We start from the raw sequence: 17,099 nt of genomic DNA, 5'->3' as shown, positions 1-17,099 counted from the left end.
ATGCGCGCCCTGCCGCTGAACATCGGCCCCATCCACTTCGTCGGCATCGGCGGCATCGGCATGTCCGGGATCGCGGAGGTCCTGCACAATCTCGGCTACCAGGTGCAGGGCAGCGACATCGCGGAGGGCTACAACGTCACCCGCCTGCGCGAGGCCGGCATCGCCGTCTCCATCGGGCACGACGCCGCCAATCTGGGGGAGGCGCAGGTCGTCGTCATCTCCTCCGCCGTCAAGAAGGACAACCCGGAGGTCCAGGCGGCGCGCGCCCGCTTCCTGCCCGTGGTGCGGCGGGCGGAGATGCTGGCCGAGCTGATGCGGCTGAAGTGGTCCATCGCGGTCGGCGGCACCCACGGCAAGACGACGACGACGAGCCTCGTCGCCTGCGTGCTGGAGGCCGCGAAGATCGACCCGACCGTGATCAACGGCGGCATCGTCAACGCCTATGGCACCAACACCCGGCTGGGTGCGGGCGAGTGGATGGTGGTGGAGGCCGACGAGAGCGACGGCTCCTTCCTCAAGCTCCCCGCCGTCGTCGCCGTGGTGACGAATGTGGACCCCGAGCACCTGGATCACTGGGGCACGGCGGAGGCGATGAAGGAGGGCTACGCCCAGTTCGTCGGCAACATCCCCTTCTACGGCTTCGCGGTTCTCTGCGCCGACCACCCGGAAGTGCAGGCGATGATCCCGCGCCTCTCCGACCGGCGCCTGATCACCTACGGCTTCTCGCCCCAGGCCGATGTCCGGGCCGAGCGCGTGATCACCGACCGCATGGGCGCCACCTTCGAGGTGGTGGTGCAGGACCGGCTTAACCGCCGCTCCCGCGCCCTCAAGCCCTTCCGCCTGCCCATGCTCGGCCAGCACAACGTGCTGAACGCGCTGGCCGCCATCGCGATCGGCGTGGAGATGGAGGTGCCGGAGGAGACGATCCGCATGGCGCTCGCCACCTTCAAGGGCGTGAAGCGCCGCTTCACCCGGGCGGGCGAGGCCGGCGGCATCACGGTGATCGACGACTACGGCCACCACCCCGTCGAGATCGCGGCGGTGCTGAAGGCCGCGCGGCAGGCGGGCGCCCGGGACGTGGTGGCGGTGGTGCAGCCGCACCGCTACTCGCGGCTCGACGCGCTGTTCGACGAGTTCTGCACCTGCATGAACGACGCCGGCACGGTGATCGTCGCCGATGTCTTCGCCGCCGGCGAGCAGCCGATCGAGGGGCGGGACCAGGACGCGCTGGTCGAGGGCCTGCGCGCCCACGGCCACCGCAGCGTCGTGCCCCTGCCCGGCCCGGAGCACCTGGCCGAGATGGTGCACGCGGTCGCGCGGCCGGGCGACTACGTCGTCTGCCTCGGCGCGGGCAACATCACGAACTGGGCGCATGCCCTGCCGGAGCAGCTCGCCGAGCTGCAGGCCAAGAGCGGCCCGCGCCGGATCAAGGGCGCGGCGTGAGCGCCTCCGTCCACATGGCCGATGCCCCCCTTCCCCCGCTCCGCGGGCGCGTGCAGGCAGGGGCGGCGCTCGGGCCGGCGACGTGGTTCCGCGTGGGCGGGCCCGCGGAGCTGCTCGCGCGCCCGGCGGATGTGGACGACCTCCTGCGCCTGCTGCGGCGGGCGGAGCTGCCGATCACCGTGATCGGCGCCGCCTCCAACCTCATCGTGCGGGACGGCGGCGTGCGCGGGATCGTGCTGCGCCTCGCGCGCGGCTTCGGCGATGTCGAGGTCGAGGCGGACGGCGTGGTGGCGGGCGCCGCGGCGCTGGACGCCACCGTGGCCGAGCACGCGGCGGCGGCCGGCCTCTCCGGGCTGGAATTCCTCTCGGGCATTCCCGGCAGCATCGGCGGCGCGGTCGCGATGAATGCCGGGGCCTACGGCGCCGAAGTGGCGGACGTGCTGGACTGGGCCGAGATCGCGACGGCCGACGGGCTGCTGCGCGTGCGCGCCGCCGAGCTGCGCCTCTCCTATCGCCGCTCGCAGCTGCCGCCCGGCGGCGTCGTCACCCGCGCGCGGTTCCGCGCCGTGCCGGGGGAGAAGGCCGCCATCGCCGCCCGCATGGCCGCCATCCGCGAGAGCCGGGAGGCGACGCAGCCCGTGCGTGCGCGCACCGGCGGCTCCACCTTCGCCAACCCGCCGGGGCACAAGGCCTGGGCCCTGATCGACGCTGCGGGATGCCGCGGCCGGGTGCTGGGCGGCGCGCAGGTGAGCGAGAAGCACTGCAACTTCCTCCTGAACACCGGCGAGGCCACGGCCGCCGATCTGGAGGATCTCGGCGACGCCGTGCGCGCCGCCGTGCTGGCCCATTCCGGCATCTCGCTGGAATGGGAGATCAAGCGCATCGGGGAGCGCGCGGCATGAGCCGAGTCACGGTCCTTCTCGGCGGGTTGTCCAGCGAGCGGGAGGTGTCGCTCTCCTCCGGCCGCGAGATCGCCGCCGCCCTGCGCGAGGCGGGGTTCGAGGTGACGACGATCGATCCCGGCGCGGATCTCGGCGCGCTGGTGGCCGGCATCGCGGCTTCGCGCCCGGATGTGGTGTTCAACGCGCTGCACGGCCGCTTCGGCGAGGACGGCGCGATCCAGGGCGTGCTCGACTGGATGGGCATCCCCTACACGCATTCCGGCCTGCGCGCCTCGGCCGTCGCGATGGACAAGGCCGCCGCCAAGGCCGCCTTCGCCGCCGCCGGCCTGCCGGTCGCGCCGCACCGGCTGATCGGCGCCGCCGAGCTGGCCGAGGCCGATCCCCTGCCCCTGCCCTATGTGGTCAAGCCCGTGCGGGAGGGTTCCTCCGTCGGCGTCCACATCCTGCGCGAGCACGACAACCGCCGCGCGGAGATCGCGGCCTCCTGGTGCTGGGGCGAGATCATCGCCGAGCCCTTCATCCCGGGGAAGGAGCTGACCGTTGCGGTGATGGAGGACCGCGCCCTGGCCGTGACGGAGATCGCCACCGGCCACGCCTTCTACGACTACGACGCCAAATACGCCGATGGCGGCTCGCGCCACACCATCCCCGCCCCCGTGCCGGAGATCGTGCGGGACCGCGCGATGGAGGTGGCGGTCGCCGCTCATGCCGCGCTCGGCTGCCGCGGCGTCTCCCGCGCCGATTTCCGCTGGGACGATACCCGCCCCGGCGCCGAGGGGCTGGTACTGCTGGAGGTGAACACCCAGCCCGGCATGACGCCCACCTCCCTCGTGCCGGAGCAGGCCGCCTATCGCGGCATCGCCTTCCCCGAGCTCTGCGCCTGGATGGTGCGCCAAGCTCGCCACGATGGGGCCCGGCATGACGGGCTGGACCGAACCGCGAGGGGGCTGCGCGATGCCGCGTAAGCTCACCGCCGGCGTCCGCGCGCGGCCGGCGCCGCCCGAGCCCGTCCGCCCCAGCGCGCTGCGCCTCTGGCTGCGCCGTCGCCGCCCGATGCTGCGCCCCGCGGCCAAGGCGGGCGCGCTGCTCGGCCTCTTCGGCATCGCCGCCGTCTGGGTCGCGAGCCTCGATCCCGCGAGCAAGCTCTCCTCGGCCCTCGAGGGCGTGACGGCGAGCCTCGGCGCGCGGGTCGGCGGGCTGGTGGTGAGCGATGTCCGGGTGGAGGGCGTGCGGAACACCCCCTCGGCGCAGATCCGCCAGGCGATCGGGGTGCGGCCGGGCGACCCCGTGCTCGCCTTCGCGCCCTCCGGGGCGCGGGAGCGGCTGGAGGCCATTCCCTGGATCGAGGAGGCGGAGGTGCAGCGCCACCTCTCCGGCCTCGTCATCGTGCGAGTGAAGGAGCGGGCGCCCTTCGCGATCTGGCAGAACAACGGCCGCTTCGCCGTGATCGACCGCGAGGGCCGCACCGTCGCGACCGACCGGCTCGACGCCTTCGGCCCCCTGCCGCTCGTCGTCGGCGCGGGCGCGCACAAGACCGCCGCCGCCCTCCACGACATCCTGCGCGAGGCGCCGGACGTGATGGCCCGCACCCAGGCGCTGGTCCGCATCGGCGAGCGGCGCTGGAACCTGCGCCTGCACAGCGGCACCGACGTGCTGCTGCCCGAGGCGCATGAGGAGGCGGCGATCCAGCGCCTCGCCGAGATGCAGCGCCAGAACCAGCTGCTCGACCGCCCGATGCAGACCGTGGACCTGCGCCTGCCGGACCGGCTGGTGCTGCGCCCGGTGGCCCAGCCCGAGCCCGCGCCCGTGCCCGCCGCCACCCGTGCGCGGGCGGGGAGGAACGGGTGAACGCGGTGACGCGCCGCCCGGACGGTCCCGCTGCGGGGCCGGGGATCGCCCCGCCGCGCGGCCGCCACGCCCGCGCGCGCGCCGGCACCTTCGGCGTGCTCGACATCGGCAGCACGAAGATCGTCTGCATCATCGCGCGCCTGGAGCCGGACGGCCTCCCGCGCGCGCTCGGCTATGGCTGGCAGCGCTCCCACGGGGTGAAGGGCGGCAACCTCGTCGACCTCGCAGCCGCCGAGCGGGCCGTGCGCGCGGCCGTCGCCCAGGCCGAGGAGATGGCCGAGATCAAGCTCTCGGGCGTCATCGTCAACCTTTCCTGCGGCCAACCGGAGAGCCGGCAGCAGCACATCCAGTGGACGATCGGCGGCCGGGCCGTGACGGACGCCGACCTGCGCGCCATGGTCTCCGAGGGCCGGCGCCGCATGGCCGACGAGGGGCGCGAGGCGGTGCACGCCCTGCCGCTCGGCTTCACGCTGGACGCGACCCCCGGCGTGGCCGACCCCCGCGGCATGATCTGCGAGAGCCTGGGGATGCGGCTGCATCTCGTGGACGCGGCCTCCGCCTCCCTCCGCAACCTCGGCACCGGCCTCGCCCGCTGCGACCTGGAGGTGGAGGAGCCCGTCTCCGCCCCCTATGCCGCCGCCCTCTCCGCGCTGAACGAGGACGAGCGCGAGCTGGGCGCCGTGGTGATCGACATGGGCGGCGGCACCACCACGCTCGCCGTGCTGCACGAGGGCGTGCTGCTGCACACCGCGCAGGTGCCCGTCGGCGGCTGGCAGGTGACGAACGACCTTGCCCGCGGCCTCTCCACCTCGCTCGATCAGGCCGAGCGGCTGAAGACCATGCATGGCAGCATGATCGGCACGATCGAGGACGAGCGCGAGATGCTCTCCCTCTCCCAGGTGGGGGAGGACGGGGAGATGCTGTCGCGCGTGCCGCGCGCCCGCATGCTCAAGATCATCCGCCCGCGCGTCGAGGAGACGCTGGAGTTGATCCGGGACCGGCTGGCCGAGGTGGATCTCGGCCCCGATGCCGGGCAGCGCGTGGTGCTGACGGGGGGCGCGAGCCAGCTCGTCGGCGTGCGGGAGGCCGCAGCGCGCATCCTCGGCCGGCAGGTCCGGCTGGGCCGGCCGCAGCTCGTCCGCGGCCTGCCGGAGGCCTTCCACGCGCCCGGCTTCGCCACCACCCTCGGCCTCATCGCCTGGGGCGGGGGCGAGGGACGGCCGTCGCTCGATTTCGACAACTACCAGCAGGTATCGCGCGGCATTCTTTCGCGTTTCGTCAATTGGCTCCGGGACCGTGTGTGATGCATAAGGGCCCGGGGGCGATTCGTTTTCATCGCGTCTTCGAAGGGGGCTAGAACGATGACGCTGAACCTGACAATCCCGCGTCAGCAGCACACGGACTTCACGCCGCGGATCACGGTCATCGGCGTCGGTGGCGCCGGATGCAACGCGGTGAACAACATGATCGGCATGGGGCTCGACGGGGTCGAGTTCCTGGTTGCCAACACCGATGCGCAGCAGCTCGTCGCCAGCCGCGCCGAGCGGCGCGTGCAGCTCGGCCCGCACCTGACGCAGGGCCTTGGCGCGGGCGCCAAGCCCGAGATCGGCCGCGCCGCCGCCGAGGAGGCGACGGAGGATCTGGCCCGCCATCTCGAAGGCGTCCACATGATCTTCATCACCGCCGGCATGGGCGGCGGCACCGGCACGGGGGCGGCGCCGGTGATCGCCCGCATGGCGCGCGAGCGCGGCGTGCTGACGGTGGGCGTGGTGACCAAGCCCTTCGACTTCGAGGGACCCAAGCGCCGCCGCTCGGCCGACCAGGGGCTGGAGGAGCTTCAGCAGTACGTCGATACGCTGATCGTCATCCCGAACCAGAACCTCTTCCGCAAGGCCAACGAGCGCACGACCTTCGCCGAGGCCTTCAAGATGGCCGACGACGTCCTCTACATGGGCGTGCGCGGCGTGACCGACCTGATGGTCAATCCCGGCCTGGTCAACCTCGACTTCGCCGACATCCGCACCGTCATGGCCGAGATGGGCAAGGCGATGATGGGCACGGGCGAGGCCGAGGGCGAGGACCGCGCCGTGAAGGCCGCCGAGGCCGCCATCAGCAACCCGCTGCTGGAGGACACCTCCATGCGCGGCGCGCGCGGCGTGCTGATCAACATCACCGGCGGCTACGACATGACGCTGTTCGAGGTCGACGAGGCCGCGAACCGCATCCGCCGCGAGGTGGACGAGGATGCGAACATCATCTTCGGCTCGTCGGTCGACGAGACGCTGAACGGCCGCCTGCGCCTCTCCGTCGTCGCCACCGGCATCGACGCGGTGGACAGCAAGGCCGAGGCGCAGCCGGCCGAGCAGCCCCGCGTGGTGGCGATCGGCGGCGGCGCTCCGGTCGCCGCTTCCCCGGGCTTCGTGCCGGGCGCCCCGCAGGCCCCGGCCATGCGCCCCGCCGCGGTGCAGCCCGGCGCCGGCCGCCCGGCCTCGGTGATGGGCGCCCCCCGCCCGGCGGCGATGACCATGGCTCCCTCGGCCTCCGTCCCGCCGCCCGCGCCGGGCGCCGCCCCGCGCCTGCCCATGGGCGCCCGCCGCCCGGCCACGATCGAGACCGGCGCCGTCGTCCCGGTCGAGCCCGTGGCCGAGCTGCCGCCCGCGGTGCCCGTCCAGGCGCCGCCGGTGCACGCGGCCCCCGCGCCGCGCGTGGCCCCCGTCCCGCAGGCCTCCGCTCCCACGGGCGGTCTGGGCGGCATCTTCCGCCGCGCGACGGGGATCGGCGGTGGCATCCGCCGCGTCCTGCCCGAGGTGACCGAGGCGCATCACTCCCCCGCTCCTGCGCCCCGGGCGCAGGCCCAGGAGGACACGATGGGCCTGGACATCCCCACCTTCCTTCGCCGCCAGGGGAACTGAGCCGCCGCCCCATCCGGGGCGCCCAATCGGGGCGCCCGGTCCGTCCGATGATCGAAGGGCCTCGCCAGGATGCTGGCGAGGCCCTTCTTCCGTTCAGGAAATCGCGCCAGAACAATAACTTGCAGCGAAATATGAAGAAACAAGGGTTGACTGGAACTGGCCGTGCTGCGGTGCGACGTTCCCGCTCGCCGAGGCGTTGACCCCGGCATGAACAGGTTTCGCCGGGGTACTCGATGGACGGCTTCTTCCCGATCGGCACGCCACGCGCCCGCACGCTGAAGTCCGCGATCGGCTGCGTGGGCGTCGGCCTGCACTCGGGCGCGCGCGCGACGCTGACGCTGCGCCCCGCCGAGGCCGGGCAGGGCATCGTGTTCCGCCGCACCGATCTCGGCCTCGACATCCCGGCCCGCCACGACGCCGTGAGCGACACCCGCCTCTGCACCGCCATCGGCACGGGCGCGGCGCGGATCGGCACGATCGAGCACGTGATGGCCGCCCTCGCCGCCCTGGGCGTGACGGATGCGGTGGTCGAGGTGGACGGGCCCGAGATCCCCATCCTCGACGGCTCGGCCGCCCCCTTCATCTTCCTGATCGACTGCGCCGGCCTCGTGGATCTCGACGCCCCCGCCCCCATGATCGAGGTGCTCAGGACCGTCCGCGTGACCGATGGCGAGGGCCCGGACGCGGCCTGGGTGGAGCTTTCCCCCGCCGAGGGCCCCGGCTTCGAGGCGGAGCTGAGCATCGACTTCGGCGCCACTGCCATCGGCCGGCAGTCCCTCTCCCTCCGGGTGACCGAGGACGCCTTCCGCGGGGTGCTCGCCGATGCCCGCACCTTCACCATGGCCGAGGACATCGCGCGGCTCCGCGCCGTCGGCCTCGCCCGCGGCGGCTCGCTCGCCAATGCGGTGGTGGTGGACGGGCCGCTGGTGGTGAACCCCGGCGGGCTGCGCCATGCGGACGAGTTCGTGCGGCACAAGCTGCTGGACGTGGTGGGCGACCTCGCCCTGGCCGGCGCCTCGTTGCGGGCCCGCTTCCGCGGCCACCGCTCCGGCCACGCGCTGAACAACCGCCTGCTCCGCGCCCTCCTGGCCGATCCGCGCGCCTGGCGCCGGGTTGACCTCCCCGAGATGGCGGAGACGGCCGGGGCCACGGCCCGTCTTCCCATGGCGGCCGCCCCCGCCTGAGGGAATGCCCCTGGGCCCGGGGCGCCTCCGCGCCGGCCCAGGGCTGGTGTTCACGGCCCGGGACTGGCAAGGCCGGCCCGGGACCGCCAAGGGCCGGCCCGGGGATGCGTAACATCCGTTCCCGCCATGTCGCGCCCTCCGGGGCTGCGTGCTATAGAGCCGCCGCCATGACGATCCGTCGCCTCGCGATCATCCCCCTCCTCCTCGCCCCCCTCGCCCTCGGCGGTTGCGAGAGCCTGAACTTCTGGGACGGCAAGGATTCATCCTTGCGCCCGAAGGGCGTGAGCTACGCCGAGATGTCACCCGAGGCCCTCTACGCCGCCGGGCTGGAGGCGCTTCGGGCCGAGCGCTACGCCCCGGCCATCGAGGCCTTCGACGCGGTGGAGCGCGACCACCCCTACTCCACCTGGGCCACCAATGCCCGGCTGATGAGCGGCTATGCGGAGTATTCCCGCAACCGCTACACCGAGGCGCTGGGCCAGCTCGACCGCTTCATCCAGCTCCATCCCGCGCATCGCGACATCGCCTATGCCTATTACCTCCGCGCCCTCTGCTACTACGAGCAGATCGCGGACGCGCAGCGTGACCAGGCCGGGACCGAGACCGCCCTCGCCGCCCTGCAGGACGTGGTGAACCGCTTCCCCAACTCCACCTATGCCCGGGATGCCCGGCTGAAGATCGACCTCGCCCGGGACCACCTCGCGGGCAAGGAGATGAACATCGGCCGCTTCTACCAGCAGCGGAAGCTCTACGCCGCCGCGATCGGCCGCTTCCGCGCGGTGGTCGAGGGCTACCAGACGACGAACCACACGCCCGAGGCGCTGCACCGGCTGACCGAGATCTATCTCGCCCTTGGCCTGACCGAGGAGGCGCGGCGCACCGCCTCCGTCCTCGGCCACAACTACCCCGGCAATCCCTGGTACCAGGACAGCTACGCCCTTCTGGTGGCCGGCGCGCCGCCGGCCGAGGGGGCGCAGCAGCCGGGCCTCCTCCGCCGCGCCGTGGGCGCCATCTTCTAGGACGGGCGTGCTCGCCTCCCTCTCCATCCGCGACGTGGTGCTGATCGAGCGCCTGGACCTTCATTTCGGTCCGGGCCTCTCGGTGCTGACCGGCGAGACCGGCGCGGGCAAGTCGATCCTGCTGGACAGCCTCGGCCTGGCCCTCGGCCAGCGGGCCGAGGCCGGGATGGTGCGCTCCGGCCAGTCCCAGGCCGGGGTGGTCGCGGTCTTTCACCCCCCCGCCAGCCATCCCGCCCACGCCCTCCTGGCCGAGCAGGGCATCGAGTCCGAGGACGAGATCGTCGTCCGCCGGATCGTCACCACGGACGGCCGGTCCCGCGCCTTCGTGAATGACGAGCCGGTGGGCGTGGCCCTGCTGCGCCGCCTCGGCGCCCTGCTGGTCGAGGTGCAGGGCCAGCACGACCAGGTCGGCCTCGCCGACCCCGCCACCCATGCCGGGCTGCTGGACGCATTCGGCGGGCTCGACGCCCGCCGCAACGCCGTGGCCGACGCCTACCGCGCCTGGCGCGGCGCCGAGCGTGCGCTGCGCGACGCGCAGGAGGCCATCGCCGCCGCCCAGCGGGACGAGGAATGGCTGCGCCACGCCGTGCAGGAGCTGAACGACCTCGCCCCCGTGGAGGGCGAGGAGGACGCACTGGCCTCCGAGCGCCAGGGCCTGCAGGGCAGCGAGCGCCGGGCCGAGGCCATTGCCTCATCCCTGTCGGAATTGCAGCCGAGGGACCGGCGCGGGGGCGGGGCGCCGGCCGCCGCCCTCCGCAACGCCGCCCGGGCGCTGGAGCGCCTGACCCCGGCCTCGGAGGAGGTCTCGGCCGCCCTCGCGGCCCTTGCCGCGGCGCAGGACGCGCTGGCCGAGGCGGAAAACGTGCTGGAGCGACTGATGGGCGACGCCCAGCCCGACCCGCGCCGCCTGGAGCATGTGGAGGAGCGCCTCTTCGCCCTTCGTGCCGCCGCGCGGAAGCACCTCGTCGCCGTGGTGGACCTGCCCGCGCATCTGGCATCGCTGAAGGAGCGGCTGGCCAATCTGGATGCGGGCACGGGCCGCGTCGCCGCGCTGGACGCGGCGGCGAAGGAGGCGCGGGCGGCCTATGTCGCGGCCGCCGGCGCGCTCACCGCCGCCCGGCGCGAGCATGCGGAGAAGCTGGAGAAGGCGGTGGTGCGCGAGCTTGCGCCCCTCAAGCTCGACCGTGCCCGGCTGCATATCGAGATCGCGCCGCGCGAGGAGAGCGCCTGGGGCCCGGACGGGCAGGACCGCGTGACCTTCCTCGTGACCACCAATCCCGGGCAGAAGCCGGGGCAGCTGGCGAAGATCGCCTCGGGCGGCGAGCTGTCCCGCCTCATGCTGGCGCTGAAGGTGGTGCTGGCCCGCGGCTCGCCCGTGCCGACGCTCGTCTTCGACGAGGTGGACAGCGGCATCGGCGGCGCGACGGCCGCGGCGGTGGGCGAGCGGCTGGCGCGCGTGGCGGAGCGGCTCCAGGTGCTCGTCGTCACCCATTCCCCCCAGGTGGCCGCGCGCGGGGCGCAGCACTTCCAGGTGGCCAAGGGCGTGCGCGGGGACCGGGCGGAGACGCGCGTCACCCCGCTGGAGCCCGGCGCCCGGCGCGAGGAGATCGCCCGCATGCTGGCCGGCGAGCGCGTGACCGAGGCGGCGCGGGCGGCGGCAGACGAGCTGCTGGCCGGGGCGGCCTGACCTGTCATAACAGCGTGGCGGCGGCGCGGCGGGCCTCCCCCGCCAGCTTGTCGGCCAGCCGCGTCGGCTCCGGCAGGCGGTAGCCCGCCAGCCACTCGCCCACGAGTCGCAGCGCCGTCTCCTGCGAGACGCGGTGGCCGGTGGAGATGAGGAGCGGCTGCACCCCGCGCCTGCTCCGCAGCACCGTCGCGATCCGCTGCCCGCGCCACACCAGCGGCGCGGTGCTGCCGGCCTCCTCTCCCAGCTCCCCCTCCATCTTCCCGACCAGCACGGACTTGGCGACGCCGATCGTCGGGAGGTCCAGCACCACGCCGAGATGGGTGGCGATGCCGCAGCCGCGGGGGTGGCTGACCCCGTGCCCGTCCACGAGGATGAGGTCCGGCCGCCGCGGCAGCCCCGCCACGGCCTCCAGCACGAAGGGGATCTCCCGGAAGCCGAGGAAGCCGGGGATGTAGGGGAAGGCGGGGGCGCCCTCGGCCAGGCCGGTCGCGACAGGGCGGGAGCGGTTCTCCAGGCCGAGCAGCACGGCCATGGCGCGCACCCGATCCGGCGCGCCGCGCGGGGCGCCGGCGCAGTCCACCCCGGCGACGAGGCGGGGCTCCTCCAGCCGGTCCGCGGTCTCGGCGCGGGCGGCGATCTCCCGCTGGGCGGCGCGGGCGGCCTCCATCGTGGCGGGGCGGATCCAGTCCTCGGGCGTCATGCCGGGGACAACGCCGCGGCACGCCCCGCGGTCACCCCACCCCTGCTCACCCCCTGGGCGATCCGGCCGGGCGCCGCTATCTCCCGGGGCGATGAGCGCCACCGCCCCCCTGCCGCCCGAGAGCCTGTCCGAGGAGGAGGCCGCGCGGGAGCTGGAATCCCTCGCCCGCCGGATCGCCGAGGCCAACACCGCCTACCACGTCCACGACGCGCCGATCATGCCGGACGCCGAGTACGACGCGCTGTTCCGCCGGAACCAGGCGATCGAGGCGCGCTTCCCCGACCTCGTGCGGGAGGACAGCCCCTCCCGCCGCGTGGGAGACGCGCCGGCGGCGGGCTTCGCCAAGCTGCGCCACGGCACGCCGATGCTCTCGCTCGACAACGCCTTCGCGCCCGAGGACTTCGCCGAGTTCGCCGCCCGCATCCGCCGCTTCCTCGGCCTCTCGGCGGAGGAGGTGCTGCGCTTCGTGGCCGAGCCGAAGATCGACGGCCTCTCCGTCAACCTCACCTATGAGGGCGGCAAGTTCGTGCGCGGCGCGACGCGGGGCGACGGGACAGAAGGCGAGGACATCACCGAGAACCTGAAGACGCTGGACGAGCTGCCCCGCGAGCTGCGCGCACCCTTCCCCGACCGCATCGAGATCCGCGGCGAGGTCTTCATGACCAAGCCCGACTTCCTCGCCTTCCACGCCGAGCAGACGCGGCTCTTCGAGGAGCGCGAGAAGCGCCGCGAGGCCGGCGGCAAGGTGGGCGAGGCCGTGCGCATCCCCGTCAACCCGCGCAACGCGGCGGCGGGCTCGCTGCGCCAGCTCGATCCGCGCATCACGGCGAAGCGGCCGCTGAGGCTCTTCGCCTATGCCCAGGGCGCCTCCTCCTCGCCGGTGGCGGAGACGCACTGGGATTATCTCGCGCGGCTGCGGGAATGGGGCTTCCGGGTGAACCCGCTCTCCGAGCCTCTGCGGGACGAGCACGCGGCGGCGGATTTCCAGGCCGCGATGGGCGAGCGCCGGGCGGGGCTCGACTACGACATCGACGGCGTCGTCTACAAGCTGGACCGGCTGGACTGGCAGTCCCGCCTCGGCTTCGTCGGGCGCGCCCCGCGCTGGGCCATCGCCTGGAAGTTCCCGGCCGAGCGCGCGACGACGAGGCTGCTGGAGATCCAGATCCAGGTCGGCCGCACGGGCGCCCTCACCCCGCGCGCGATCATGCAGCCCGTCAATGTCGGCGGCGTCATGGTGCAGCACGCGACCCTGCACAACGAGGACGAGGTCGCCCGCCGCGACGCGCGCCCCGGCGACACGGTGGAGCTGCAGCGCGCGGGCGACGTGATCCCGCAGATCATCCGCGTGGTGGACCCCGACCGCCCCGGCCGCGCCGAACCCTGGCAGCCGCCCACAGCCTGCCCGGAATGCGGCAGCCCCGCCATCCGGCACGAGGGCGAGGTGGTCCGCCGCTGCACCGGCGGGCTGATCTGCCCGGCGCAGCAGGTGGAGCGCCTGATCCACTTCGCCTCCCGCAACGCGATGGATATCGAGGGGCTGGGGATCGAGAACGTCGTGCTGCTGCACGAGGCGAAGCTGGTGGAGACGCCGGCCGACATCTTCAGGCTGGGGAAACACGCCGCCACGCTCAGGGGATGGAAGGGTTGGGGCGGCTCGGCCAAGGGGGAGTCGAAGAAGGTCTCCAACCTCCTCGCCGCCATCGAGGCCCGGCGCAGCCCGAGCCTGGAGCGCTTCATCTTCGCCCTGGGCATCCGCCGCATCGGCGAGCAGAACGCGCGGCTGCTGGCCCGCCACTACCACACGGCTGGGGCCTGGCGGGACGCGATGATCGCCGCCCGCGTGGTGGGGAGCGAGGCGCGGGAGGACCTGGGCGGCATCCAGGGCATCGGCCCCTCCATCGCGCAGGAGCTCGTGGGCTTCTTCTCCGAGACGCGGAACGTGGAGGCGCTGGACGACCTCCTGCGGGAAGTGACGCCTGAGGCGGCCGAGGCGGTGGCGGAGGGCGCGCTCTCCGGCAAGTCCGTCGTCTTCACCGGCAGCCTGGAGACGATGACGCGGCAGGAGGCCGAGGCGCGGGCCGAGGCGCTGGGGGCGAAGGTGGTGAAGTCCGTCTCGAAGAAGACCGACTTCGTCGTCGTCGGCGCCGATGCCGGGTCCAAGGCGAAGAAGGCCGCGGAACTCGGCCTGGCGACGCTGACCGAGGCCGAGTGGCGGGAGATGGCGGGCTTCCCCGCCGCCTGATCAGCCGGGCACCGCCTCGAAGCGCGCGAAGGCGACCCTGTCGTCCTCCGCGTCCCGGCCGAGGGAGGGATGCGCCGCCCCCGCCCCGGCCGGCGGGGCGGGCCAGCGGCGAAGGTCCCGCATCCGCGTGGCGAAGCCCGCCTCCGCGAAGGCGGCGAGGATCTGCGACAGGCCGAGCCGGTTGACGTAGAGGCCGCTCCGCCCGACCAGCCCGCCCTCCCAGAAGCGGGGCGGGAAGCGCAGCGTGTTCAACGCGCCCCCGACATGGTCGTGGAAGTCCACGGCATGCACCCCGAGCGAGGCGGGGGAGGAGACGCGGCGCAGCTCCGCCAGCAGCCCGGGCAGCGCGTCCCGCCGGACATGCTCGAGCACCACGTCGGAGATGACGAGATCGATCGAGGCGTCGGGGATGGCCGCCAGCACCTCCGTGCCGCCGATGAGCTGGCGCGCGCCGCAGGCGGCCAGGGCGGCCTCCCGGCTCGCCACCCCGTCCAGCGCCGGGGCGGGCAGGCCGGCGGCGCGGGCGAGGCCGGCCACGCGGGCATAGGCGGCGGGGTCCTCGGGCGCGTCGTCCTCCACATCGGCGAAGAAGATCGGGCCGCAGCCGAGGGCGGCATAGGCCGGCGCGCGCGCGACCAGCCGCCCCGGGCCGATCTCCAGCACGCCCCGGGGCGCGCGGCCGTGCAGGGCGGTGAAGCGGGCGACATGGGCCATCGGCTCGCCCAGCACGCGGCTCTCGGCCTCGGCGACGAAGCTGTGGCGGTTCACCCCGGCCCGGCGCAGCGGGGCGCGGGGCAGGCGCAGCGCGGCGATGGCGAGCTTGGAGGCGAGCTTGGCCCACCAGGGCAGCGGGGCGCCGGCCGCGTAATCCGGCGGCACGATGTCCAGGCGCACCCCGTCATCCGTCATGTCCCGGCCGTGCCTCCCTGAGCGGCGGCCCTTCTCCCCCAGGGGCCGCCGCCGCGCAACGGGTCGCGCGGGGAGGCCCCTTCCCCTCTCGCGCGCTCAGCGCAGGGCGGGGCTCGCCCCGGGCTCCGCCACGGGCCGGGCGGCGCGGCTCGCGTTCCAGGCCAGCGCGCCCATCCCCACCACCACCACGGCCACGACGTAATGCGCCGCCGCGTGCCGGTTGCTCGCCATCAGCAGGGAGACGAGCAGCGGGGTGATGCCGCCGAAGACGGCATAGGCGAGGTTGTAGGAGAAGGAGACGCCGGTGAAGCGGGTGGCGGGCGGGAAGGCGTGCACCATGACGTAGGGCACCACCGTGATCATGCCGATCGCCGCCCCGGCGAGGGCGTAGAGCGGCAGGAGGTTCGCCACCTCCGCCTCCGTCCCGAAATAGAGGGCGTAGGTGGCGGCGATGAGGAACAGGCTGCCCGCGAGCCCCGTGCGCAGCGCGCCGAAGCGGTCCAGCAGCGCGCCGTAGATCACGGCGGCGGCCGTCAGCGCCGCGGTCGCGGCGACGTTGGCGCGAAGCGTCACCGCCGGGGCGAGGCCGTGCATCTTCTGGAACAGCGCGGGGGTCATGAGGATCACCACGACGATGGCCGCCGTCAGCATCCAGGTCAGCAGCATGGAAATGGCGACGGACGGCCCCTCGCCCCGCAGCACCGCCTTCAGCGGCATCTCCCGCGCCACCCCGGCGCGCTCGCGCATGGCCTCGAAGACCGGCGTCTCGTGCAGCCAGCGGCGGAGATACATGGCCATCAACCCGAAGACGCCGCCGGTGAGGAAGGGGATGCGCCAGGCGAAGTCCAGCACCTCGGCCGGGCCGTAGGCGGTGTTGATGGCGGTGGCCATCAGCGAGCCCAGCAGGATGCCGCCCGTCAGCCCGCCCGTGAGCATGCCGCAGGCGATGCCGACGCGGCGCGCGGGCACGTGCTCGGCCACGAAGACCCAGGCGCCCGGCGCCTCCCCGCCGATGGCCGCGCCCTGGAGCATCCGCATCACGAGCAGCAGCACCGGCGCGGCGGCGCCGATCGTCGCGTAGGTCGGCAGCAGGCCCATGATGAGGGTCGGCACGGCCATGAGGAAGACGGAGAGGGTGAAGACCTTCTTGCGCCCGAAGAGGTCGCCGAAATGCGCCATGACGACGCCGCCCAGCGGCCGGGCGAGGTAGCCCGCGGCGAAGAGGCCGAAGGTCTGAAGCTGGCGCAGCCATTCCGGCATGTCCGCGGGAAAGAAGAGCTGGCCGATGGCGTTGGCGAAGAAGACGAAGATGATGAAGTCGTAGAACTCGAGCGCGCCGCCGAGCGAGGCGAGGAAGAGGGTGCGGGCGTCCTGTCGGGTCAGGGAACGCGCGGCGCTGCGGGGATGGTCCATCGGTGGGGCTTCCGGAAGGGGGCGGCCCGGCAGAGGCTTTCGTCGGGACTTGGTGCGGCGCAATATTGCGTCGCGATCCCTGCCCCACCATCCCGAATCGGACAGGCGAGCCATGCCCAACCGGCATCAGCGGCCCTGATGCCCGGTTTCAGGAAAAGGCGTTCGACTTCCGGCCCGGTCGGGAACAATTCTCGCCCATGCCCGTGGACCCCGCCCTCCTCCTCGCCTGCACGCTGGCCAGCCTCGTTGTGGCGATCTCGCCCGGGCCGGACATGATGTTCGTGCTCGGCCAGACCCTCGCGGGCGGCACCCGCCGGGGCTGGGCGGCGGCCATGGGCATCTATCTCGGGGCGGCCGTGCACATCCTGCTCGCGGCGCTCGGGGTCGCGGCGCTGCTGGCGGCGGAGCCCGCCTTGTTCACTGCCCTGCGCCTGGCCGGCGGGGCCTATCTCCTCTGGCTCGGCTTCGGGGCACTCCGCGCGGCCTGGGCGGGGACGCCGGCCGGCGCTCCCCCCGCCGGCGCTGCGCGGCGCGTGCTGCTGCAGGGCGCGCTGACCAACCTGACCAACCCGAAGGTCGCGTTGTTCTTCCTCGCCTTCCTCCCGCAGTTCGTCTCGCCCAGCCCCGGGCGGGCGCCGGAATGGGCGCAGATGCTGATCCTCGGGCCGATCCTGCCCCTGGTTTCCGTGCCCGTCTTCGCGGCGATCATCGCCGGGGCGGCGGGGGCGGCCGGCCTGCTCTCCCGCTCGGCGCGGGCGGCGCGCTGGCTGAACGGCGTGGCCGGGGCGATCTTCCTCGGCCTCGGGGCGAGGCTGATCGTCAGCCGCGCCTGAGGTCCCG

14 protein-coding genes are annotated in these 17,099 nt (G+C 73.9%); 11 read left to right on the top strand and 3 right to left on the bottom strand.

What is annotated here, in order from left to right; all coding sequences use genetic code 11:
• The 9 genes from murC to recN all read left to right on the top strand — a co-directional run bounded on the left by murC (position 1) and on the right by recN (position 10,995).
• Positions 1 to 1,443, top strand: coding sequence for a UDP-N-acetylmuramate--L-alanine ligase (gene murC / locus FHS87_RS04180; protein WP_184514221.1), 1,443 nt, complete (start codon positions 1 to 3; stop codon positions 1,441 to 1,443).
• On the top strand, positions 1,440 to 2,345 hold the full coding sequence (gene murB / locus FHS87_RS04175; protein WP_184514219.1) for a UDP-N-acetylmuramate dehydrogenase: 906 nt from the start codon (positions 1,440 to 1,442) through the stop codon (positions 2,343 to 2,345). Before murC ends, murB begins: the two co-directional genes overlap by 4 nt.
• Positions 2,342 to 3,310, top strand: coding sequence for a D-alanine--D-alanine ligase (locus FHS87_RS04170; RefSeq protein WP_184514217.1), 969 nt, complete (start codon positions 2,342 to 2,344; stop codon positions 3,308 to 3,310). The genes murB and FHS87_RS04170 overlap by 4 nt, the downstream gene beginning before the upstream one ends.
• Positions 3,300 to 4,193, top strand: coding sequence for a cell division protein FtsQ/DivIB (locus FHS87_RS04165; protein ID WP_184514215.1), 894 nt, complete (start codon positions 3,300 to 3,302; stop codon positions 4,191 to 4,193). The genes FHS87_RS04170 and FHS87_RS04165 overlap by 11 nt, the downstream gene beginning before the upstream one ends.
• Positions 4,190 to 5,497, top strand: a complete 1,308-nt coding sequence (ftsA, locus tag FHS87_RS04160) for a cell division protein FtsA (protein ID WP_184514213.1) — start codon at positions 4,190 to 4,192, stop codon at positions 5,495 to 5,497. Before FHS87_RS04165 ends, ftsA begins: the two co-directional genes overlap by 4 nt.
• 57 nt (positions 5,498 to 5,554) lie before the next feature.
• Positions 5,555 to 7,105 (top strand): cell division protein FtsZ, encoded by a 1,551-nt coding sequence (ftsZ, locus tag FHS87_RS04155; protein WP_184514211.1) that lies wholly within the window; start codon positions 5,555 to 5,557, stop codon positions 7,103 to 7,105.
• 233 nt (positions 7,106 to 7,338) lie between these two features.
• Positions 7,339 to 8,289 carry a UDP-3-O-acyl-N-acetylglucosamine deacetylase gene (gene lpxC, locus FHS87_RS04150; protein WP_184514209.1) on the top strand — a complete coding sequence of 317 codons (951 nt, stop codon included), beginning with the start codon at positions 7,339 to 7,341 and terminating at the stop codon, positions 8,287 to 8,289.
• Between the two features lie 167 nt (positions 8,290 to 8,456).
• Entirely contained in the window at positions 8,457 to 9,308 is an 852-nt protein-coding gene (locus tag FHS87_RS04145; protein ID WP_184514207.1) for an outer membrane protein assembly factor BamD, read from the top strand.
• Between the two features lie 7 nt (positions 9,309 to 9,315).
• Positions 9,316 to 10,995: a DNA repair protein RecN gene (recN, locus tag FHS87_RS04140; protein WP_184514205.1), complete on the top strand. Its 1,680-nt coding sequence runs from the start codon at positions 9,316 to 9,318 to the stop codon at positions 10,993 to 10,995.
• 4 nt (positions 10,996 to 10,999) lie between these two features.
• On the opposite strand, the gene FHS87_RS04135 is transcribed toward recN, so the two are convergent.
• The gene (locus FHS87_RS04135) at positions 11,000 to 11,695 is read right to left on the bottom strand and encodes an endonuclease V (protein ID WP_184514203.1); all 696 of its coding nucleotides are present in this window, start codon (positions 11,693 to 11,695) and stop codon (positions 11,000 to 11,002) included.
• Positions 11,696 to 11,786: 91 nt separating this feature from the next.
• Between FHS87_RS04135 and ligA the strand changes: the two genes are divergently transcribed.
• Entirely contained in the window at positions 11,787 to 13,937 is a 2,151-nt protein-coding gene (gene ligA, locus FHS87_RS04130; protein ID WP_184514201.1) for an NAD-dependent DNA ligase LigA, read from the top strand.
• Here the strand turns inward: ligA and FHS87_RS04125 are convergent, their stop codons facing one another.
• Positions 13,938 to 14,846 carry a class I SAM-dependent methyltransferase gene (locus FHS87_RS04125; protein WP_184514200.1) on the bottom strand — a complete coding sequence of 303 codons (909 nt, stop codon included), beginning with the start codon at positions 14,844 to 14,846 and terminating at the stop codon, positions 13,938 to 13,940.
• Between the two features lie 96 nt (positions 14,847 to 14,942).
• Positions 14,943 to 16,259, bottom strand: coding sequence for an MFS transporter (locus tag FHS87_RS04120; RefSeq protein ID WP_221299520.1), 1,317 nt, complete (start codon positions 16,257 to 16,259; stop codon positions 14,943 to 14,945).
• 197 nt (positions 16,260 to 16,456) lie between these two features.
• On the opposite strand from FHS87_RS04120, the gene FHS87_RS04115 reads away from it, so the two are divergent.
• Positions 16,457 to 17,092, top strand: coding sequence for a LysE family translocator (locus FHS87_RS04115; protein WP_184514196.1), 636 nt, complete (start codon positions 16,457 to 16,459; stop codon positions 17,090 to 17,092).
• The last annotated feature ends 7 nt before the right edge of the window (positions 17,093 to 17,099 follow it).

Source organism: Muricoccus pecuniae, assembly GCF_014199205.1.
GTDB lineage: Bacteria > Pseudomonadota > Alphaproteobacteria > Acetobacterales > Acetobacteraceae > Roseomonas > Roseomonas pecuniae.
The sequence above is the reverse complement of the archived record's forward strand: the minus strand, read 5'-3'. Positions and strand labels throughout refer to the sequence as shown.